Here is a 21,371-nt window from a genome sequence, read left to right as displayed (position 1 = left end):
GGCAGTTACGGTGGTGGTTCCAGTAGCTACGGCTCCCCGCGACAGATGTTTCCCGTGAAATGCGCCACGTGTGGCAAAGACACTGAAGTACCTTTTGAACCCCGTGGTGATAGGCCAGTCTACTGTTCAGATTGTTACCGCAAAACGAACCCAGTAAAAAGATATTAGTTATCAGCGGATAACGATTGGCTGGGTGAACCGTCCAACTGGATAGCCTTACCCAGCCTTTTACGTTTCTTCTGTTAACAAATTATTAAGCAGAAACCTAGCTCTGGTTTGAGCGTAGGCCGATAGCTGGAATTGTTCTCTAGCCTTTGACGAGGCGCGATGTGAAGTGGCACCGGGGACAGCTATTCCCACGAGTGGGATTCATCGTTACCAATCTGTCCGCCATGCCAGAAGGTGTCACAGGTAACATTTCATCTTATTGTGCCCTAATATTTAGCTAGTCTTCAATCTGGTTGCAATCCCAATACCACAGTTGCTACAATTTCATTCAACTAGCTCGAACGAATCAAACAAAAGCAAACTCTGCTCTAAAAGTTCTATCTATTGAACAACTTGGGCTACCAAGACAAAAATAACCCCCTGTTTTGAGGCTAAATCAGCCGGACAAGGGGTTTCTTTTTGGGGTTTTGCTAATCCAACGGGGTTGCTAACGACTTCCTTCAGTTCGCCTATATCTTGTCCCCTTGCTCATCAGCCAGAAGAATATGAGGAAGACATCGTTGATTACCCGAATGCAGGTAGCTGCAGCCTTTGGGAAATCCGCTGGACAGGAAAACTATCCATGCCTAAGATGAGCTACCGTTGAGATTCTAACTGGGTCATGATTCTAAGTGTTACGGAGAAAATCATGATCACATATAGAATAAAAGCCAGTAGCATCCAGACTACAGGTGTAAAACCAGCAATACTCGTATTTAGGGCAGCAGTGATAATCCCTATTAGCAAAAACGCGTTTCCTATGATACCAGAACCACAAACGAAGATTCCTTTTCGACACCAGAACTTCAATAGCAAGTCTGTCAATTTGTTCAACACGGTAACAAAACAAGCAATTGTTCAATAACAGGTAATCCCTGTTTTGTAAAACTATTTATTCTGCTAATATTTAAATGGTCTGGCGGATTGCTATGTTCGGAATTATTATATACACTTACCAAAAACAGGAATTATCGGACAGAATATCTTATGAACTAAAGGTGAGAAAAGACAGTGGGTAAATTGCTTTGGAAGCCTTCTCAAGAACGAATAAACCAGGCTAACATGACCAGATTCATCAATTTTGTTAACTCTAAATTTGGCCTTAATATCGACTCCTATGACGCGCTACATGATTGGTCAATCGAAAACATCCCCGATTTCTGGGCCGCTGTCTGGGAATTTACCCAGGTTAGAGCTTCCCGCCAGTATAACGAGGTAGTAGACGACTTAAGCAAGTTTCCCGGGGCGAAATGGTTTGCCGGCGCCAAGTTGAATTTCGCCGAGAACTTATTGAGATACCGAGATAGCCAACCTGCTTTTATTTTCAAGGGAGAGACACAGAAATCAACGAGAATGAGCTATGCAGAACTTTATGATGCGGTAGCTCGACTTGTGGCTTCACTTCGCGAGATGGGAATTAGACCCGGGGACAGGATAGCCGCCTATATGCCCAATTTAATCGAGACCGCCGTCGCCATGCTCGCTACCACCAGCATTGGTGCGATATGGTCCTCATGTGCTACTGACCTAGGGGCACACGCGGCACTGGACCGTCTCGGCCAGATTGAGCCTAAAGTCCTGTTTACCGTCGATGGTTATTTTTATAAAGGAAAGGCACATGATTCTCTAGCCAATGTCAGTGAAATCGCAAAAGGGTTGCCCTCGCTGGAAAGCGTTGTCGTGGTCCGCTACCGGGAAGGAGATTCTGGTATCAGCCATATTCCCAACTCAATTTATTATGAGGATTTTATCGCCCATAAGCGTCAACGTGACATCCATTTTGAACAGCTGCCTTTTGACTACCCCGCATTTATCATGTATTCCTCAGGGACCACCGGCAAGCCGAAGTGTCTTGTCCAGGGAGGTGGCGGGGTCTTAATAAATCACCTGAAGGAGCTGGTACTACACACTGATTTAAAGCGAGAAGATGTCATATTCTATATCACAACGTGCAGCTGGATGATGTGGAATTGGCTTCTCAGTTCACTGGCCGTCGGGGCAACAATAGTATTGTATGATGGTAATCCCAATTATCCCAATGCAACGGCTATGTGGAAACTGGTACAGGATGAAAAGATAACCGTTTTCGGAACCAGCGCCAGTTATATAAATTTTATTAAAAGCCAGGGACTTATGCCGGGTAAAGATTTTAATCTTTCATCTTTGCGGGAAATATCACAGACTGGCTCAGCCCTATCGCCTGATGGATTTGAATACGTCTATCAGGCGATTAAGAAAGACCTTCATTTTAATTCCATTTCCGGGGGTACAGATATCAACGGTTGTTTCGCTCAGGGTAGTCCCACCCTTCCGGTATATGCCGGTGAATTGCAAAGGGCGGCTTTGGGAATGAAAGTCAAGTGTTACGATGAAAAGGGTAGAGCGGTGCTGGACCAGGTGGGAGAACTGGTGTGTGAAGCTCCCTCCCCTTCTATGCCGCTCTGCTTCTGGAATGACCCGAAGGATGAAAAGTATATAGAAACCTACTTCAGTGTTTACCCCAATGTATGGCGTCACGGGGATTATATCGTGATTCACAGTGATACCGGAGGAATAACCTTTTTTAGCCGCTCTGATGCTGTTTTAAAACCATCGGGAGTTCGTATCGGTACCGCTGAAATATATAACGAAGTTGAAAAATTAAATGAAGTCGCTGATAGCCTCGCTATTGGTCAAGAATGGAGAGGCGACCAGCGCGTCATACTTTTTATTAAACTCGCTGAAGGTTACCACCTGACCGAGGAGCTGAAGGATAAAATCAAAAAGATGCTTCGGGAAAACGCTTCGCCACGGCATGTCCCTGCCAAAATTATTGAAGTGCCGGATATCCCTTATACGCTCAACATGAAAAAGGTGGAAATGGCGGTAACGAATTTAATAAATGGTCGCCCGGTCTTAAATCGGGACGCCCTGATGAATCCCGAATCGCTGGATTATTATGAAAGCATTCGAGTTGAGCTTCAACAGGAGTGATACCTCACGCCATTAGTGATTTCACGAGCATTGAGCACCAAATGCCTTTCTGTTACAATACGGAACAACGCAAAGATGGCAAAATGAAGCTCATAAGAAATCATGAGTGACAGCGACAAGGTAAAACGCAAACCCAACCTGATTGAAGAGCTCATCTTCGGCTGCACGTTGAGAGAAACACCGGCGCTCATTCCCGGGGTTGCTCTGGCTGTTGTGCTGGTTGTCGCCTCAATACAGCTTACCAACCTAATCAACTCCGCTCTGGGACAAAGAGGGGTTATCAGCTATATTATAGTGGCCATTCTGGCCGGCATCCTGATAAGGAATCTGATTGGGCTGCATCCCATCTTCAAACCCGGCTTGAGTTTCTGTCTGAAAAAGCTCCTGAGGCTGGGAATCATCATGATGGGCATCCGGTTGAGCATTTTCGATGTATTGAAGCTGGGTACCTGGGGGCTGCCCATCGTTATACTCTGCATCCTGGTTGGACTTATCGTCACCACATATTTCACACGTCTGCTCAAGCTCCCGGAGCGCCTTGGCACGCTAATCGCCGTTGGCACCAGCATCTGTGGCGCTTCCGCGATAGTGGCGACGGCGCCGGGAATCGGTGCCAAGGATGAGGAGGTGAGCTATGCAGTGGCTAATATCACGGTTTTTGGCCTGATAGCCATGTTTATTTATCCCTACCTATCTCACCTGATATTCTCGGGGAGCACGACCATGGTTGGCCTCTTCACCGGGACTTCAATTCATGAGACCGCACAGGTAGCCGGAGCGGGCTTAATATACGACCAGACATTTCAGACGAGCGCGAATCCAACCGCTGCCGACGCAGCCATGGTAACCAAACTGGTGAGGAACGCCATGATGGCCGCAGTTATCCCCGTTATGGCCTACATCTATAACCGACGAAGTATTAAATCGGGGGAGTCAAAACGCGGAGCCAGGATTAATCCACTGAAATTGTTCCCATTGTTCATCATTGGATTTCTCGTTATGGCTATCCTGAGGTCAGCCGGCGATGCCGGCATAAATAGCGGAGGTCAAGCTTTCGCACTGCTTACCGATGAGACCTGGAAGGCGGTAGTGGTCAATATTAAACAATGGTCCGGATACATCCTGGCCACAGCCATGGCCGGGGTTGGCCTTGGAACATCCTTTGCTACTGTCAGAGGGCTGGGAATAAAGCCTTTCTACGTCGGACTGTTCGCAGCCACAATCGTCGGAGTAACCAGCCTGATTCTGGTGTTGCTCATAGGCCCCTATGTAACACTGTAAATAATCAGAAAAGAGGGTAAAATAAACCGATGATTAGTTTTGGGACAGTTATGGAGCGGGCGTTTAATGGCCCAATTTGCACGGAGCGGGATTTTGACCTCCGTATCTTTGTGCCTAACTTGCGCAAAGTGGTAGAGAAGTATGACATTAAATATGACCCGCAGAACCCGGTCCCGGCAGATGACGACCTGGCTGATAGAGTCTGGGAAGCGGCCATGGAGTTTCTCGTTGAGACGGGGGTTTACTGCCTTGATACGGAAAGACGGGTTCTTTTCACCCGAGAGGAGATAGAAGGAGCCATTGCATCAGCACCGGTGAATGTGGTGTACGGTGAGGGAAAAGATGCCAGGGTGATGCCGCGGCGTTTCCCGGAAGATGAAACGCCTCCCTGGTGTTCCGGTTCAGGAGCCGGTCCGGTATCCAGCGAGTTGAATTTAATCAATATAGTCAAGACATATGCGGAGGACCCTCTTTCGGATGGTATCACCGCTCCCTGCCTGACCAATCTGGATGGACAGCCACTGGTGGCGGGTAGTCCCATGGGGCTGGAGGGTGCCATTAGGACCATACTTCTAACCCGTGAGGCCTTGCGTCGAGCCGGCCGTCCGGGAATGCCGGTGGTCAATGAGGTGGCTTCAGCGATAAGGGCTCCGGAACATATTGCGGGTCACCGATTTGGTAATCCGAAAACGGATTTTCTGGAAATAGGCACCGTCCACGAGTTGAAGGTAGACCTCGACGCGCTGAACAAGGTCGCTTATGCGCAAGCCGTGGGGAATTTAACCTTTGCCGAAAACGGGGTTATCCTGGGTGGTTTCGCCGGTGGACCGGTGGGCGTGGCGGTGGTCAGCGCCGCCTATAATCCGGTAGATATGCTTGTCATACGAGGGGTGGCACAACATCCCTTTGCCGTCCCCATTGAGATGGGGACCACCTCCAACCGTAATACAATCTGGGCACGGAGCGTAGCCAATCAAGCCACGACCCGCCACAGCCCACTATCGATAGTTAGTCCGGTGTATTCGATGGCCGGGCCGATGACCAAAATGAGCTATTACGAGTATAGCGCGGCGATTGTCGCCTCCGTGGTGTCCGGTGGCTCCGTCGAAATCGCTCCCCCATCGAGAGGGGTAATTGTAGACAATTCCGGACCCCTGGAGAATATCTTCGGCAACGGGATAGCGCATTCCGTAGTCGGGATGAGCCGTCAGGAGGCGAATAAAATAGTGAAGGCACTGCTTGATAAGTATGAAAGCTCGTTAAAGGACCCCCCGGCCGGTAAGAAATTCCCAGAATACTTTAATCTGGCGGCGGGAACGCCGGTTAAAGAATGTATAGAGCTCTACCGCGAAGTCAGAAAGGAGATGGGTAACGAGTTCGGTTTAAGAATGCCGCTCACTTCACCTTACCTATGATATTTGGTATATTCAAACACAAGACCCTTTAGCAGTACAATGATGAAAGGACTTGATGATTTATGCTGGCTAAAGTCACATTCCTTGGTGCGTCGCACAATGTAACCGGTTCCTGCTATTTGCTGGAGACCTCAGATGTCCGTGTGCTGGTGGACTGCGGGTTATATCAGGAACGCGGATATCAGGAAAGGAACTGGCAGCCATTCCCGTTCCGCCCTGACACCATCGACGCTGTCTTTTTAACCCATGCCCATCTCGACCACTGCGGCCTGTTGCCCAAATTGGTGCGCGATGGCTACAAGGGCAAGATATACTGTACACAGGCAACGTCTGAAATCGCCCAAATCATACTGCTCGACTCTGCACACCTGCAGGAAGAAGACGCTATCTATAAGGCACAGCGTCATCAGCGCGAAGGGCGGCGTGGGCCATATCCAGAGTTGCCGCTTTACACCACCAGGGATGCCGAGGCAGTTACCCCGCATTTCGCCGCCGTGGAATACGATAGTTGTATCAGAGTGAAAGATGGCATCGAAGGATGCTTCTATGAGGCTGGCCATGTGCTTGGTTCGGCCACTGTTGCCATTAATATAATCCAGGACGGTGAGAAGCGCCGCATCCTCTTTTCCGGCGATGTTGGCGAACCCGACCGCCCTATCATAAATGACCCGGCCATTTTCTATGAGGCGGATTACGTGGTCATCGAGTCAACCTACGGCAACCGCACCCACGCCGAACACAAGAACGTCGATATTCAGGCACAACTGCGCGACTGTATCAACGAGACAATCAAGGCTGGCGGCAACATCGTTGTGCCCAGCTTCGCATTGGAGCGCAGCCAGGAACTGCTCTACCATTTGAACGAACTCTTCCTGCGCGATGAAATCCCGCCGATTACTGTCTTCCTGGATAGCCCGATGGCGATACGTATTACCGAGGTCTTCAAACATCACGCTGGACTCTTCGACAGGGAAATGATGCAGCGTCTGCACCAGGGGAATTCACCCTTTAGTTTTGATAACTTGAAGATAGTGCAGACTACGGAGGAGTCTAAAGCAATCAACTCCACCAAAGGGAGTGTACTAATCATAGCCGGCAGCGGTATGGTAACAGGCGGCCGCATCAAGCACCACTTGGTGAATAACATTACTCGACCGGAGAACACCATACTGTTCACAGGGTATCAAGCGCAGGGAACGCCGGGTAGACGCCTTCTGGATGGGGCAAGAGAACTCCGACTATTGGGGCATACCTATCCGGTACGGGCGCGTGTGGTTCAGATACATGGCTTCTCCGCCCACTCTGACCGCGAAGGGCTGCTGGCCTGGCTCTCCGACATGCGCATGCCACCTCGCTGCGTCTTTGTCACCCACGGTGAGGAAAAAGCCGCGACCAGCCTTGCGAAATTCATCAGTGAACAGACAGGGTGGCAAACACGGGTTCCAGGCTACCGGGATACTGTGACACTCACTTAATGATTAAGTTCTTACACCGCCATTCATATCAGGTATGACCTGTCTGCAAATGGCGCCGTCTCCTAATACCCGGAACCCGACCCTGGTTCGGCGCTGGCATCATATAGTGCGGCCACACCACGGTATTGTTTCGGTGGCCGTTTCAGCAGGGCATTTTCATCGAAGTCAATCCCCAGACCGGGCCGAGTTGGCAAATCAAAGCAGCCCTTGGAGAAAGATAGCGGTTCTTTCAGTATCTCCTCATATATGGGAAGGTCCGGGTAGAAAAATTCGGTAAACAGGAAATTACGCGTTGACGCACCTATATGAATGCTGGCTGCCGTTTGCACCGGCCCATTGGGGTTATGGATGGATATCGGGATGTAGTGAGCGGAGGCCATGGCCGCCGCTTTCCTGGTCTCCGAGATGCCGCCTATATGAACCACATCGGGCTGGAAGACCGATACCGCATCTCTCTCTATTATTTCGCGGGCCTGCCAGTGTGTGCATGTCCTTTCTCCGGAACAGACAGGTATGCCGATTGACGAAGTCACTCTGGCTAAAACATCAACATTTTCCGGAGGCACCGGGTCCTCAAAGAAATAGGGGTTGTACTCCTCAAGGGCACGCGCAATCTGGATAGCCCTGTCGGCATTGAATCGCCCATGACCTTCAACAAGTATATGTGTGCTGGAGCCCACAGCCTCGCGCACCGTTCGAATTATTTCCCTGGGTCTGGCTATTTCATCCGGTTCACCGTATAGATCGCTGGGCCAGAAAGGGTCAATTTTAATGTGCTTGAAACCAAAGGAAACGGCATCCTGGGCCAGTTTCCCGTAGTCATCTATGCTCTTTGCTTTGGAGTACCAGCCATTGGCGTAGGCCCTTACCCTGGGGCGGCAGGCACCGCCGAGAAGTTGATAAACAGGCGCATTGAGGCTCTTCCCGAGTATATCCCAGAGCGCGATTTCCATAGCGGCCAGCGCGCTTTCCATCACGTAACACGGGTGGTACCAGGTATCGCGGTACACAGTATGCCAGTGTAATTCGATGGTGCGCGGGTCCTTGCCGATGAAATAATCTGACATACGCTTTATCGCGGCCTCAGGAGCTATATCCTCATTCATCTCCATGCTGGCTTCGCCCCAACCGTGAATCCCTTCATCGGTCTCCACCTTCGCCAGGACCCAGTTTCTCCAGTTAGCATCGACGAGATAGGTTTTAATATCGATGATTTTCATTCTGTACTCCCTCTTCTATTTAATAACAATAGTGCTTCACCGAGAATTAAAGCGACGGTGTTTCATAAGTCTTATGCTTGTTTATATATTCCCAGTCAAATACAAGGCATCTTACATCGGTAATCTTCATTTTATGTTAACCTTCTTCAAGATAACGCTTGGCTGGCAATTTGTTTACTTGTGGGGCCAATGTGCTAAGTGCGCCTTCTTAATAATTCGCAACGTTTTCACGCTTGGCAATGCGGAGAGCGTTCTGATACACGTGCCCACTGTGTTCGGGCAGAAAAAGTATCCTTTTCCCGGTATGCTGCGCCTGTCCGTCGGATTTGAACCGTATCAGGAGCTTGGAGCTGCATCATCGGGGCACTGGACTCGATTGCCTGAACAGGATATGCAAAAGCAAAGTAGCATCGGGGTTTTGGAAACGGGCGCCAGTAGTCCTGCCCCCGAATCAAAGCTAAGTTAAGCTTCCATCCGCTGCCATGGCATCAAGGCTTGAAATCAGGGCATCCACTGCCTGGTCCAGCTCCTTTTCGGTATGCATACCAGACAGGACGAAGAACCTTCCGCCCATGGTAGCGATGCCTCTCTGAAGCAGGTGCACGCAAAGCTTTAACTTCACATCCGCTTTCGACATTAACTTCGCCACGTCTGATGTGGGCGGCAGGCTATCATCAGCCGGTTCATAGTCAGGCGGACCAAGATAGACATGGCTAATTGTTCGCCCATAGAGTCGGCCGGCATACCCTTTGTCCTTCAATGCCTGATTGCCTTTCTTCCTGAGATATGCGCCCAGTTCATTGGCCCGTCGCTGTGGTTCGCCATCAAGGTACAGTTTGCAGGCGGCTACCCCAGCGGCCGAGGTGAGCGGGTTGGCATTCCAGGTTCCGGAGTGCCGGGCAAAAGGTTGTGGAGGAGCCTTGGGTTTGAGCATGTCCATTACATCAGCCCGACCACCAACTGCGCCGACACCGAGCCCACCGCCGATAATCTTGCCCAGACTGGTCAAATCGGGCGTAACCCCGATGGTGGACTGCCAGCCGCCGGTGGCATCGCGGAAGCCGGTAACCACCTCGTCGATAAGGAATATCGTGCCATACTTGCGCGTCAGCGGGGGGATACTGCGGACGAAATCAGGGTCCCAGGGAACCTGCCCGGCCATGTGGGCGCCGCCACCTTCAATCATGACCATGGCGTACTCTTTGGTCGCCAGCTCCTTTTCCAGCAGTTCCAAATCATGCCCGGGTAGCATGGTGACGCAGTCATTGCTCACCCCTGGAGTAGTGGTGGCGACAAGCTCGTCACCCCAGCCGTGAAAGTTCTCCGCGAAACGGAGTACTCTCTTACGATTGGTGAAGAGGCGAGAAAGACGAACGGCCATCATGTTTGCTTCCTGGCCGCAGGGGAAAAACTCAATCTTTTCCATTGCCGGCATCATGCGCTGAATCAGTTCCGCCCATTCTACTTCAAGTTCGTGGTTTTCCCCATAATGAGTCCCTTTAGCCACCTGTTCCTGCACTGCCTGGACAATAGCGGGATGCGCATGACCCAGAACTAAGGCACCGTGTCCCATGACAAAATCGATGTATTCGTTGCCATCGACGTCCCACTTGCGGGTTCCCTGCGCGCGCACTACGTAGGGGCGGAAGGGATCAAGGACACGGGCAGTATGGGTAGCACCATTGGCCGCGAAAATTCGCATTGCTCGTTCATGCAGCTTCTGTGAGCCGGGATGCGCTTTAATATACTCATCAACTATACTTAATGTATTGATTGTCATTTTCAACCCCCTTCCATATTTTTCAGCGATATTTTACCTTATATTGATTTTATTTTAAAGCCCTCACTTATCAGTGATGGCCTTTTTTCTCTTTGTTTTATCCGCCCATCCCGGCCATTATCTTGGGCAATATCAACCGGGGCAGAAACAGCGACAGGTCGGGCCAGTAAGTGGTGACTAGCACCACCGGCAGGGCGCCAAAAACCATGAAAACCAGCGCCGGCTTTATCATCTTATCAACGCTGACATTGCCGATACGCGCCGCCAGATAAAGGATGGGAGCCGTGGGTGGAGTAACATTCCCTAATCCCAGGTTAGTGCCTAAAATAGCGGCGAAGTGAATGGGGTTCACCCCGATATGTGTTATTAGTGGAAACAAAAGAGGTGCTGCCAGCAGGGTGCCGGTGAAATCATCCACGATCATACCCAAGAGGATGAGGAAGACATTTATCAACAGCAGAGTTACGTAGTAGTTCTCGGTAACCCCACTTATCATCTTAATCAAACTCTGCGGGATATTCTGCATGGTCATCACCCGGCTTAAAATGATGACAAAGACAATCATCAGAATGACCACTCCGGTGATAACGCACTGTGAGACAAAGGTCCTCCCGATCATCCTGATAGTAAGGTAACGATAGATAAACAGCCCGACGATTATGGCATAGACCATGGCTACAACGGCGGCTTCGGTGGTGGTGAAGATACCACCGTAGATACCCCCCAGGAGGATAATGGGCAGCAACAGGGTAAAAAATCCTTTATGAATAGCAACTCCCACCTGCTTGGCCTGTGCCTTAATCGGTATCGGGGGTGCCACCCTGACGTTGGGATTGTTCCGTACCATGAAGTAATTAATAATGCAGTAAATGATAACGGTGAGGATGCCGGGCCCGACCCCGGCCAGAAAACAGGCGGTGACTGGCACCCACGTAACAAAGCCATAGAGAATCATCGGTACGCTGGGGGGGATTAGCTGCCCCAGCACCGAAGCGACCGCCAGCATCCCGGTGGCATATCCTCTGGAGTAACCTTGCTTTTCCATTTCTGGAATCACCAGTGGACCTAAGGATGCCACTGCCGCCGAGCAGGTGCCGGCGATGGCGCCAACCATGGCGCAGGCCACTATCGCAACCATTCCCAGACCACCTTTAATCCGGCCCACAAGGGCATCGGCCACAGCGACCAGCTTGTCCGCCATACCTCCCAAACTCATGAACCCTCCCAGCATGATAAAGAAGGGAACGGAAAGGAGGGTAAATGCTTTCAACTTATGAAAAGCCATGGGCAGTTGCGCCCCGGGCTCAAACCCATAGACATAAACCAGAAATACCAGCGCCGCCATGAAGGCAAAGGGGGCAGGCACACCGAGCATGAGCAGACCTACCAGAATGGCCAGGTCAACAAATATGCCCAGGTTGGGTATGCCAAATAAAGCGGTCTCCAATTCGCTCTACGTCTCCTTCCTTTCATATAGCGGAGGCTTGCCCCAGAATAGCTGGCGCGCCAGGTCTATTGTTTCTACCCAGAAGTAAAAGCCCCCCAGTATACCGGCTGCGAAGAAGATAGAACAGCGTCCGTAGATCATGGGGTATCTCAAGGTCGCCGTCTCCATTTTGAATCCCAGGTCCGAAACAAAGAATTGATAGCCCCACCAGACAAAAAGCATGGCCAGTCCAAGTGTAATCAGCGAGGAGATAAATCTGATTATCAGCCGTCGCTTCGGGTTATGAATCGCGATTTCTACTATGTCCACCCTAATGTGAGTCCGCTCGTAAACGGCATAAGCCGCCCCCATCATGTAGAACCAGAAGGCAGGGGTAATGGCGATTTCTTCCACCCAGAGCATGGGAACATGGAAGACATAACGCAGCCACACCTGAATAAAAATAAGCACTACCAGAGGGATGCAGGATACCAGTATCACCCACCACATGAGCGATGGTATCCAGCGAAAAGCCAGCTTACTGGCTAAAGAGCTTATTGCAGCCGCCATATTTCCTCACATCCAGCCGATGAGGGAACTCGCCTTGAGCTCCCTCACCGGTTAAGTAAAACGTGCCTGTTCCAGTCAATTATCCAGGACGCGGTATCCCCAGCGCATCATAAAGCCCGTCAATGATGGCTTTACCAATGATTGGGGTGAGCTCTGGCCAGACCTCTTCGAAGACGGCTTGCTGCATGCGCTCCCACTCTGCATCGGTAGGTTCCAGTACCGTCCAGCCATAGTCTCGCAGCATTTGCATGTACTTCTGGTCCATCTCCTCGGCGTATGCCGCCTGCTCATTCTGCATTTCCTGGGCGGTATCGGTGAGAATCTGCTGGTCCTCCTCAGTGAGCGATGCCCAGGAATCATTGTTGACTACATACCAGATGGGCTCAATGTAGTCCTTGTAGTGAAGGTATGTGCTCTGTACATCCTTGAAGATATAGGCCTGCATGGTGCCGCCACCCTGCTGACCATCGACGATGCCGGTCTGTATGGAGGTATAGACGTCGGCAAAGGGCATACCCACCACCATATAGCCCAGAGTCTCAGCGGTGAGCTGGCAGGCGGTCAGGGCCATGACCCTGATTTTCATATCCTTGGCTACATCGGTATTCCACGGTTCGCGAGGAACGTCCCTGGTGGTTATCCCACCGATGCCAGCACACCAGGCGCCGAGAGCCCGGTAGCCCAGCGGAACCATGATTCTGTTATTCAGGGTCTCATAGACGTAGCCACCCGGAGCCCACAGGCGTTGGGCCGCATCGTAGTCAATGAATACGTACGGGATGTAATAGCCTACGGCGATTCTGGGGTCAAAGGCGTCATCAATGGCTTCAAACATCATCTCAACATCGCCGCGGATAACCATCTCCTGGATGGCATCCCATCCCCCCAGCACCCCATCGGCATAACTGGTAACCGTAACACGACCCTTGGTCCTTTCCGTTACCAGATCGCCGAAACGGAACATAGCATCAGCGCCTTCAGAGTCGGTTGGGTAATTGCTGCTGTTTCGCCATTGATACTGGTACTCAGTTCCGGGTGGTGCCGCTGTTGGCGCTGCACCGGGCGCGGGGGCCGGAGCCGGTTTGGCGCAGCTGGGAACAATCAAGGCCATAATTAATACCAGTGCAAGAATAACTAGCAGTATTGATTTATTCACTTATTTACCTCCCTTTATAATTTCGCAAGCCACAACAGTAAGCATCTATTCCCTGAAAGCCATCACCTCCTCTTTTCGTGATTTTAGATATTCGGCAGAATTATAATTTGAATGTCTTGAACTTACGGTTCCCTTTGCCTAATTCAGCAGGTATCTAAAATAGTTGTACGAATTGCTACAATTATTGAACATAATATAAACCACTGTCAAGACATTTTTACTTGGTTTTGAAGGAAGTCTGGCTAAATTCAGATATTTGACTGAATTTCACCCCCATTGCTGTTAATTATTTTGCACTGAAAGGCATAAAACTATATTATTTATAACGGTAAGATTTTCTGATTGGTTTTAACTGCTGAATATTAAAAAGGGGCATCTATATGAAAATTAATTCCGACCAAAGGAGCAAAGAGAATAAACAGTCTACGGCACTCAATACGCTGTTAATCAACCAACATGAAATTGAAAAACTGCTTACTATGGGTGAAGCATTAGAAGCTGTTGAAAATGCCTTCAGCCTCAAGGCTCAAGGCAAGGCCATCATGCCCGGCAAGATATATTTGGACCTGCCGGATTACCACGGTGATTTCAGGGCTATGCCCGCCTATATCGATGGGAGCGCCGGTATGAAATGGGTGAGCGTCTACCCTGATAACCGTAAGTACAATCTGCCAACCGTGATGGCGTTAATTATTCTATGTGACCCCAGCACCGGCTACCCGCTGACCATTATGGATGGCACTCATATTACCAACATGAGAACCGGGGCTGCTGGGGGAATAGCGGTTAAATATTTGGCCAGGAAAGACTCATCGGTTGTTGGAATGATAGGAGCCGGCAAGCAGGCGGAAGCGCAGCTGCTCGCTATAAGCGAGATTTTGCCAGGAATCGATGAGGTCAAGGTATACTCGCTACCGGAGGAAACCAGCCAGAGATTTTCACAGAAGATGGCAGCAACACTGAATATAAACATTCATCCCGTTGAAACCGCCGAGGCGGCAGCGCAGGCTGATATTGTGGTGACCACTACCTACGCTACTCACCCGGTGGTTAAAAAGGCGCATATCAGTCCGGGAACCCATATTAATGCCATCGGAGCCGATGCGCAAGGAAAGCAGGAGATTGAAGCTGACCTGTTGCTAGGTGCCAAGATTGTCATTGATGAACTTGGGCAAGCACGTCATTCCGGTGAAATCAACGTTCCGTTCTCGCGGGGGCTTTTGAAAACGGACGATATCTACGGCACTCTGGGGGAAATAGCGGCCGGTATGAAAAAAGGGAGAGAAAACGATGATGAAATAACCATTTTCGATTCTACCGGACTGGCGATTCAGGACATAGTCTGTGCCAAGCTTGTATATGAAAAAGCCGTGGCGAAGGAAGTTGCCACTTTTAATTTTTCTGAATAGAAAAGGAGGTTCAAATGTCTGGAGGTTATGTCGGAAAGATCGGTTTCATCAATCTATCCAATGGTGAAATCCGCGAACAGGAACTGGACGAAAAACTGGCCAGGGATTTTATCGGCGGACATGGACTGGGTGCCCGCATATTGCTTGAGAAACAGAAAGGTCGGGTCGACCCTCTGGGACCGGAAAATGTGCTGGGATTTGTCACCGGCCCTCTGACCGGCACACCGGTACCGACCGGCGGTCGCTACGCGGTGGTATGCAAATCGCCACTGACCGGTGGTTGGGGTGATGCCAACTCGGGCGGTTACTTTGGGCCCGAGCTTAAGTTTGCCGGCTGGGATGCGCTTTTCATCTCAGGGATAGCGCCCAGGCCATCATATCTGATGGTTACCAACACAGGCATTGAAATAAAGGACGCTTCTCATCTCTGGGGAAAAGATGCCATTGAAACAGAGGAAGCCCTGGCGAATGAGATCGGCGACCCCAGAGTTCGCGTTGCCTGTATTGGCCCTGCGTCAGAGAAGCTCTCGCTAATCAGCGGTGTCTGCAACGATAAAGGACGGTACGCGGGTCGCTCGGGCGTCGGCGCAGTTGTGGGCTCCAAGCGGCTCAAAGCAGTGGCGGTGAGGGGAAAGGGCAAGGTTGCCGTGGTGGACAGCGCCAGCATAAAAAAGCTGAATCAAGAATTCACCAGGAAGATGAAGGATGTGGGCTTCATTCAAACGTTAATCAAATACGGTACCTGCGGCAACACGGTAGCCGTTGTTGGCTCTGGTGTCAGTCCGATTAAAAACTGGCGGCTCACCGGCACGGAGTCCTTCCCCACCGTTGAGAAAATAGGCGGTGATAACGTTATCGCCTACGAAACGAAAAAATACGGTTGTTTCAGCTGTCCCATTCGCTGCGGCGGTATTACCACGGTGCCTTCCGGGAGATATCCGGTAACCGAGACGCACAAACCGGAATATGAGACGGTGGCTGCCTTCGGCAACATGTGCCTGAACGATGACCTCGACTCAATATTTAAATTGAACGATATGTGCAATCGCAGCGGGCTGGATACGATATCGGCGGGTTCCGTTATCGCTTTCGCCATGGAGTGCTATGAGAACGGCATTATCACCAAGGCGGACACAGATGGTATAGAGTTAACCTGGGGAAACTCGGAAGCCATGGTTGCCATGACCGAAAAGATAGGACGCCGCGAGGGTTTCGGTGACGTGCTCGCTGACGGCGTGAAGGTGGCGGCGAAAAAAATAGGTAAAGGTGCGGAAAGGTTTGCCATGCACGTTGGCGGGCAGGAGCCCGGATTGCACAATGCCACGTTTTTCCCGGGACGCGGCACCGGATTCGTTGCCGACCCGACGCCCGGTCGGCACACCGCAGCCGCGCCTTACACCCGGTGCGATGTTAACGCGGCCGCCGGTCCGTATAAAGAGCTTCAGGTTTCCGGATTTGAGAAATACCAGTATACGGGTAAAGGACCGGCCGCGGCTGCCAACACCAATTACTGGCAGGTCTGTGCCAGTGCCGGGTTGTGTCTTATGCCCGTGGTATTCTCCGGTTGTTATCCGTTATTGGAGCTTATCAATGGGGTAACCGGATGGGATATGTCAGTGAGTGAAGCCCTGGAGACAGGCGCCAGAATCCAGACTCTCAGGCAGCTATTCAACGTCCGCGAGGGGATAACACCGGCAGACGTCCAGCTGCCGGATAGAATGGCTGGAATACCACCTCAGAGCGCCGGTCCTTTGGAAGGGGTAACCGTAGACATTGATACCTTAACCAGGGAATACAGAGAAGCCATGGAATGGGACCCCAGGACAGGCAAGCCCACCGAGGCCTGTCTGACCAGGCTGGGACTGCTGGAGCTGGCAAGGAAATGTGCCTGAACCATTGCAGGCCTGTTGTACTATCCTGGCTTCTTGCCGATGGCAATCATACGGTTGGTCATGCAGCCGAAGTCTCCCAGGGCCTGACGGTTCATAAAGTTATTGAAACAGGTAACCGACGAGAAGCCGGTAGACTGCATTAGTTGCGTGATATTCTCGTGGCTGTAGAGACGGGTACAGTAAGTAATGTCACGCAGGCAGCCTCTTTGCTTGTGCGAGACCACTTCACGGCTGTAAATGATGTCATCTCCCAGCTCTCTAGTACGTTTGACCGTAATGTCTTCGTCGACGTTGTGAACGGAAACCGGCCTGAAGCTCTGCAACACGAAATCCCGGTCGGGGAGGTCCAGCAAGAGCATGCCTTGAGGCGCGAGCAGGCGGAATGCTTCCTCGAGTATTTTTCTGTTTTCCTTCTCTTCCTCAAAGTAACCAAAAGAGCTGGCCATTACTATAATAACCTGAAAGCTACCCTCGGGAAGACCTGTGTTTCTGGCATCGCCTTTTGTGAAGCTGGTATTTAGCCCTTCTTCTCCTGCCTTTCTTGCTCCGAGGTCGACAAGGTGCCCGGAATAATCAAGCACCGTCACGTTTTTAAAACCACGTCTGGAGAGTTCCAGGGAATGTCGGCCATGTCCGCCGCACAGGTCAAGGATTGAGGCACTTTTATCCAGGTCAAGATTTCCCACGAGGAAGTCAACTTCCTGCCGAGTCAATTCCTCATCGCAGACCGACCTAGCGTCAGTCAACAGGTATATATCGTCAAATATATGCTGCCACCAGTTTTCATCCACTCTCTGGTTCATGGTAAGTGTGCCCCAAAGCTGAACAGGCCGTCTGAGGCGAAGATTGCCGGTGAACCTCTCCACGGCTGCGACCGTATGATTTCAAGCTCCTCTGCATCGATGCTCTCAATTAAACCTAATTCTCCAGACATCCACATTTCTTCCAGCGTCATGCAGTCAGCCCAGATACCAGCGCAGTACGCCTCAAGCGACTGCATCTGTCTGTGGGTGATAAGCCGGGGGCGCAGGGCTATTTTGATTGGACCGAGCAGGTAGGTGAATTGATGGTCGAGGGCCAGTTTCTGCTGGAGTTCAACGGCCTCCAGTACATCTCCGTAGTCCATGTCCAGGATGGCGTTGTTGACCCTTTTGGTAGCCTCGCCGACGCTAGTATCAGAGCGGAGCACGGCCAGAGGCTGAACGCCTCCGCCGCTGCCAACATTTGTCGGCACACTACCGTACCGGCAGAGAAATCCAAACAGTCCGGCCTGGCCAAATAAACACCGGAAATCGGTCTGGTGCTGAACTTCGCGCACAATTTGATTCTCGGTATCAAGCTCGGGAATTATTTCGGCCCATAAATTCAGGGGAACTTTCTCCTGTACGATATAGTTACCGTAGCTGCCTTTTCCAAGCGCCCCGTTCAAGATACTGTCTATATCAGCATTTAAACCACCTACAGATACCCCCTTGCCGGAGTAGCCGCGCTCTGGCTTGAGCACAAGATTTTCCCAGTTGGCGCGAGTCCACTCAACCAGGTCTTTGATATATTCCCCACGGGGGCCGGCAGTCTGTCGGGAATAGAATTGACGCGTCCATGGCGTCCTCGATACTGTTTCCTTTTGAAAGAAGCGACTTTTATCTGGTTCAGTGATGAGTTCAAACATGCTTTTAGCGTTTATCGGCTCTGTTCCCCTGGGATTGATTATTCTGCCCTCCCGAACAGCCTGGAGCAGAGGGGCCAGATTATGCTTGCGGTGCAGGTCAAGCAAAATGTTCGTGTTGAAGTCCACGAAGGCAATTGATACCGGTTGGCCCCGCCAGCAAACGCGGCCAGCATTTAATTCGAGTTCATGAGGCGCCATAAGCGCACTCGACAATCCATCGATGGCGTTCAAATGAGTTACAAGATTTCTGTTTTCTACTACGTCCTTGAGTGTCTCCTCTTCGGCAACAACCGCGATAAACCCGGAATTTCTGCCTTCCCGCGCACGATGCGCCTCCGTTAGCATTTCAACGAAACCACCTAAAGGGTTCAGCAGCGGATGGTCGAAGTCCACATCAACGTCAATAGCGCGCTTCCGAACGAGAACCTGCCAGACCGCTTTGCCTATAATCTGTGTGGTCCGTTGATAATCCCACCCGCCCGGGCTGCCCAGGTTCCATTCCGAATGATATCCCAGAAATTCTTCCAATTCCATTCACCTTTCTCGACTTGACAGCGATGGATTATATACCACTAATTGTCGTGCAATCGGAGAACCTTTTCAAGGTCTGAGAAGTTTATTTCTCCTTGACCCAGTACCGTGTGCACGAAGGCGGGCAGGTCGCTTTGGCCGTAACGGTAGAAAAGGTCCAGGAATCGTCGCAGACCCAGCGTGTAACAGAGTTGATATCCGGGATTCAAGGTATATTTCCGTGCCATAAGCCTGGCCCTCTCCCTGTTGATTCCGACCTGCTCAAGATAGCCTGCGGCTATCGACAAATCCATCGTCCCCGTCTGAAGACCTATATCCACTTTGGCCCTGATTGCGTGTGAGAACCGCCGCCGGGCGAGAATGAGTCCATCTGCCTCACTGGTAAAATATCCGGTCAATCTCATAAGCTCTTCGGCAAAGCAGGCCCAGCCCTCATAAAATATCGGCTGCTCCATAGGCCGCCGCAGAGGTCGATTCATACTCCAGCGCGAGGCATCAAGCAGGTGATGGCCGGGATACGTTTCGTGGGCGCACGTCATCCTGTATTCACGAAGAGACCCGGGAGTCAGTTTACCTGTAATATGCCTGGTGTAAAGATAAAATTTGCCGCCTTCTGGCGGATATTTGGGCGGAATGCTGTAACTTGCCCCAACGCGGATGGCGGAGAGGAAGTCTGGCATAGGCTCTACACTGACCGGACAGGAGGATAAAAGGCTCCGCTTCACCAAACCGTGGTGCAGGCAATGTGCGGCTATCCTGTTCACTTCATTGCTGAAAATACTGATTACGCTGTCTTTGTCTGTGGATGGCCCGGGGATACTGTTGTATGCATCCAACCATGTACGCCGTGCGCTTTTATTTTCAAATGTTACCGCTTCATATTGTCTGGCCTCCCGGTCCAAAACCTTCCGCACTTCCTCAATTTCCAAATCTAATTCCTCTTGAATCGCAGGTATATCCATGCCGGAGCCGATGTGGACATTGATTACACGCTCCAGTGAATCCGGTGGCAATTGAAAGTCCTCACGCGTATCCACACATCTGAGGCTATCTTCAAATCGGTCGAGGGCATCCAGTGCGGATGGCATTTCAGGTATCGTTCTGCCAAGCAGGGCAAAATAATCTCTGGTATCTTTCACCATCTCCAGACCGATATCGCGAAACAGGACAGGGACTCTGGTCAAGTTACGGCTGGCCTGGTCAAGAAACAGAGGGAGGGTTCTGGCACGCTCGTGCCTGGCGGCCGGGTCCTCCGATTCCATAGCTTCAGCCAGACCGATACCGGCCAGGGTGAGGTAAAAAGAGGGCTGGGATTCCCAGCTTCTGACTTCCAGAAACTGTTCCTGCAAAGTACGTGCATACTTCTTAAGGAGGCGAATGTCTATTTGCTCCTGTAAATCCAGATGACCCAAGGTCAGATGATCGAGTTTATGTTCCCATAGGGACAGAAGATGCGCAGACTCAACTACGGATTCTGTCGAGAACTTGTCCCAGACGTTCCATTGTGGCTCCGGAAGTCGGAATTGCGGGAAATAGAAAAACTCGTCACTGGCACACGAAATGGGGTAAGTACGCGCCAGAAATTCAAACATTTCATTGCCGATTTCCGCTACAAGCAGTGAAGGATTTGCCACCGTCCACCTCAATAATCCAGTTCATAATCACATCATAATGTGACTAACGCCATTAACGATAAATACTCATAATATCGAGTAAATTTTAATTATAGCCCCACTTATCGCCACTGACACGGCGACGCCCATTGCAAGCTGGGCTGGAGTGTGCTCATGAATCCGGTACTTGGCCCAACCGACCAGAGGGATGACAGCCAGAAGAACAAAATAAATTTGCCCCCAGGTTAGTGCTGCCATGAGCATAAGGACTGTGACCGCAGCCAGGTGATAGCTTACCCTGTAGAATATGTTGAACAGAGCGGTCACAATCGAACTTGCCAGCAACGCCGCAAGTGTGGAAATCAGAAGCGGTGGAGCTTCAAGAACTACCAGAATTACCAAGCAGGGCAGGCCCAGTAAAAGACCCAAAATCAAAATATCTCGTGGGTGCTGCTTCAGAAAAAGTGTTGGGTTAGACAACAGTTTTGTGCCACCCCTGCTTTTGGAGGTTCTAATGTAAACGTAAACGAGCGGTAGTAAAACAAGGAACAAAAACACTATCGCAGCCCAGCCAATTAGTACACCCACGTTAGTGGACTCAGTAAAGGCCATCAACAACAGTACCAGTACACTGAGAATACAGGGATTCGTAATTTTAGAAATTACTCGGGCCAGATAGCTTGACCGGCTTGCTTCACCTTCCATTGTTTCTGGTCTCAATTGTTTTAGAGAGTTCACCCTATTCTACCTATTT

At 50.8% G+C, this 21,371-nt stretch carries 17 protein-coding genes; 8 read left to right on the top strand and 9 right to left on the bottom strand.

Annotated features, from left to right (window positions below):
* The 5 genes from KKD83_00720 to KKD83_00700 form a co-directional block, all read left to right on the top strand.
* Positions 1-168 (top strand): zinc-binding protein (locus tag KKD83_00720; protein MBU2534675.1); only part of this gene is annotated, 168 nt, incomplete at its 5' end.
* 1,050 nt (positions 169-1,218) lie between these two features.
* Positions 1,219-3,180 carry an acetoacetate--CoA ligase gene (locus KKD83_00715; protein ID MBU2534674.1) on the top strand — a complete coding sequence of 654 codons (1,962 nt, stop codon included), beginning with the start codon at positions 1,219-1,221 and terminating at the stop codon, positions 3,178-3,180.
* A 102-nt stretch (positions 3,181-3,282) separates the two neighbouring features.
* Positions 3,283-4,461: a putative sulfate exporter family transporter gene (locus KKD83_00710; GenBank protein MBU2534673.1), complete on the top strand. Its 1,179-nt coding sequence runs from the start codon at positions 3,283-3,285 to the stop codon at positions 4,459-4,461.
* Between the two features lie 29 nt (positions 4,462-4,490).
* Positions 4,491-5,876, top strand: coding sequence for a monomethylamine:corrinoid methyltransferase (locus tag KKD83_00705; protein ID MBU2534672.1), 1,386 nt, complete (start codon positions 4,491-4,493; stop codon positions 5,874-5,876).
* 62 nt (positions 5,877-5,938) lie between these two features.
* Entirely contained in the window at positions 5,939-7,351 is a 1,413-nt protein-coding gene (locus KKD83_00700; GenBank protein ID MBU2534671.1) for an MBL fold metallo-hydrolase, read from the top strand.
* Positions 7,352-7,413: 62 nt separating this feature from the next.
* Here KKD83_00700 and KKD83_00695 read toward each other — a convergent pair whose 3' ends face one another.
* Entirely contained in the window at positions 7,414-8,571 is a 1,158-nt protein-coding gene (locus tag KKD83_00695; protein ID MBU2534670.1) for a mandelate racemase/muconate lactonizing enzyme family protein, read from the bottom strand.
* 133 nt (positions 8,572-8,704) lie between these two features.
* Between KKD83_00695 and KKD83_00690 the strand changes: the two genes are divergently transcribed.
* Entirely contained in the window at positions 8,705-9,037 is a 333-nt protein-coding gene (locus tag KKD83_00690) for a hypothetical protein (protein ID MBU2534669.1), read from the top strand.
* On the opposite strand, the gene KKD83_00685 is transcribed toward KKD83_00690, so the two are convergent.
* From KKD83_00685 to dctP, 4 genes are all read right to left on the bottom strand, one after another.
* Positions 9,029-10,351 (bottom strand): aminotransferase class III-fold pyridoxal phosphate-dependent enzyme, encoded by a 1,323-nt coding sequence (locus tag KKD83_00685; protein MBU2534668.1) that lies wholly within the window; start codon positions 10,349-10,351, stop codon positions 9,029-9,031. The genes KKD83_00690 and KKD83_00685 overlap by 9 nt on opposite strands.
* A gap of 97 nt (positions 10,352-10,448) precedes the next feature.
* Positions 10,449-11,768 carry a TRAP transporter large permease gene (locus KKD83_00680; GenBank protein MBU2534667.1) on the bottom strand — a complete coding sequence of 440 codons (1,320 nt, stop codon included), beginning with the start codon at positions 11,766-11,768 and terminating at the stop codon, positions 10,449-10,451.
* Between the two features lie 36 nt (positions 11,769-11,804).
* Positions 11,805-12,347, bottom strand: a complete 543-nt coding sequence (locus tag KKD83_00675) for a TRAP transporter small permease subunit (GenBank protein ID MBU2534666.1) — start codon at positions 12,345-12,347, stop codon at positions 11,805-11,807.
* A gap of 79 nt (positions 12,348-12,426) precedes the next feature.
* Positions 12,427-13,503, bottom strand: coding sequence for a TRAP transporter substrate-binding protein DctP (dctP, locus tag KKD83_00670; GenBank protein MBU2534665.1), 1,077 nt, complete (start codon positions 13,501-13,503; stop codon positions 12,427-12,429).
* A gap of 380 nt (positions 13,504-13,883) precedes the next feature.
* On the opposite strand from dctP, the gene ala reads away from it, so the two are divergent.
* Both ala and KKD83_00660 read left to right on the top strand, forming a co-directional pair.
* The gene (gene ala / locus KKD83_00665) at positions 13,884-14,912 is read left to right on the top strand and encodes an alanine dehydrogenase (protein ID MBU2534664.1); all 1,029 of its coding nucleotides are present in this window, start codon (positions 13,884-13,886) and stop codon (positions 14,910-14,912) included.
* A gap of 14 nt (positions 14,913-14,926) precedes the next feature.
* Entirely contained in the window at positions 14,927-16,804 is a 1,878-nt protein-coding gene (locus KKD83_00660; protein MBU2534663.1) for an aldehyde ferredoxin oxidoreductase family protein, read from the top strand.
* A gap of 20 nt (positions 16,805-16,824) precedes the next feature.
* Here the strand turns inward: KKD83_00660 and KKD83_00655 are convergent, their stop codons facing one another.
* The 4 genes from KKD83_00655 to KKD83_00640 all read right to left on the bottom strand — a co-directional run bounded on the left by KKD83_00655 (position 16,825) and on the right by KKD83_00640 (position 21,322).
* A complete protein-coding gene (locus KKD83_00655) occupies positions 16,825-17,607 on the bottom strand; it encodes a class I SAM-dependent methyltransferase (protein MBU2534662.1) in 783 nt (260 codons plus the stop codon).
* The gene (locus tag KKD83_00650; protein MBU2534661.1) at positions 17,604-19,007 is read right to left on the bottom strand and encodes a hypothetical protein; all 1,404 of its coding nucleotides are present in this window, start codon (positions 19,005-19,007) and stop codon (positions 17,604-17,606) included. The genes KKD83_00655 and KKD83_00650 overlap by 4 nt, the downstream gene beginning before the upstream one ends.
* A 38-nt stretch (positions 19,008-19,045) precedes the next feature.
* On the bottom strand, positions 19,046-20,638 hold the full coding sequence (locus tag KKD83_00645; protein MBU2534660.1) for a DUF885 domain-containing protein: 1,593 nt from the start codon (positions 20,636-20,638) through the stop codon (positions 19,046-19,048).
* A gap of 66 nt (positions 20,639-20,704) precedes the next feature.
* On the bottom strand, positions 20,705-21,322 hold the full coding sequence (locus KKD83_00640) for a hypothetical protein (protein ID MBU2534659.1): 618 nt from the start codon (positions 21,320-21,322) through the stop codon (positions 20,705-20,707).
* Positions 21,323-21,371 lie beyond the last annotated feature (49 nt).

The sequence above is a fragment of the Chloroflexota bacterium genome, assembly GCA_018829775.1.
Classification (GTDB): Bacteria; Chloroflexota; Dehalococcoidia; order Dehalococcoidales; family RBG-16-60-22; genus E44-bin89.
Note: the sequence above shows the minus strand (reverse complement) of the source record. Positions and strands in the feature narration are given on the sequence as shown.

Coding starts and splice junctions, on each gene's coding strand:
- KKD83_00710 (MBU2534673.1), top strand. CDS start 3,283: ATGAGTGACAGCGACAAGGTAAAACGCAAACCCAACCTGATTGAAGAG.
- KKD83_00705 (MBU2534672.1), top strand. CDS start 4,491: ATGATTAGTTTTGGGACAGTTATGGAGCGGGCGTTTAATGGCCCAATT.
- KKD83_00700 (MBU2534671.1), top strand. CDS start 5,939: ATGCTGGCTAAAGTCACATTCCTTGGTGCGTCGCACAATGTAACCGGT.
- KKD83_00695 (MBU2534670.1), bottom strand. CDS start 8,571: ATGAAAATCATCGATATTAAAACCTATCTCGTCGATGCTAACTGGAGA.
- KKD83_00690 (MBU2534669.1), top strand. CDS start 8,705: ATGTTAACCTTCTTCAAGATAACGCTTGGCTGGCAATTTGTTTACTTG.
- KKD83_00685 (MBU2534668.1), bottom strand. CDS start 10,351: ATGACAATCAATACATTAAGTATAGTTGATGAGTATATTAAAGCGCAT.
- KKD83_00675 (MBU2534666.1), bottom strand. CDS start 12,347: ATGGCGGCTGCAATAAGCTCTTTAGCCAGTAAGCTGGCTTTTCGCTGG.
- ala (MBU2534664.1), top strand. CDS start 13,884: ATGAAAATTAATTCCGACCAAAGGAGCAAAGAGAATAAACAGTCTACG.
- KKD83_00660 (MBU2534663.1), top strand. CDS start 14,927: ATGTCTGGAGGTTATGTCGGAAAGATCGGTTTCATCAATCTATCCAAT.
- KKD83_00655 (MBU2534662.1), bottom strand. CDS start 17,607: ATGAACCAGAGAGTGGATGAAAACTGGTGGCAGCATATATTTGACGAT.
- KKD83_00650 (MBU2534661.1), bottom strand. CDS start 19,007: ATGGAATTGGAAGAATTTCTGGGATATCATTCGGAATGGAACCTGGGC.
- KKD83_00640 (MBU2534659.1), bottom strand. CDS start 21,322: ATGGAAGGTGAAGCAAGCCGGTCAAGCTATCTGGCCCGAGTAATTTCT.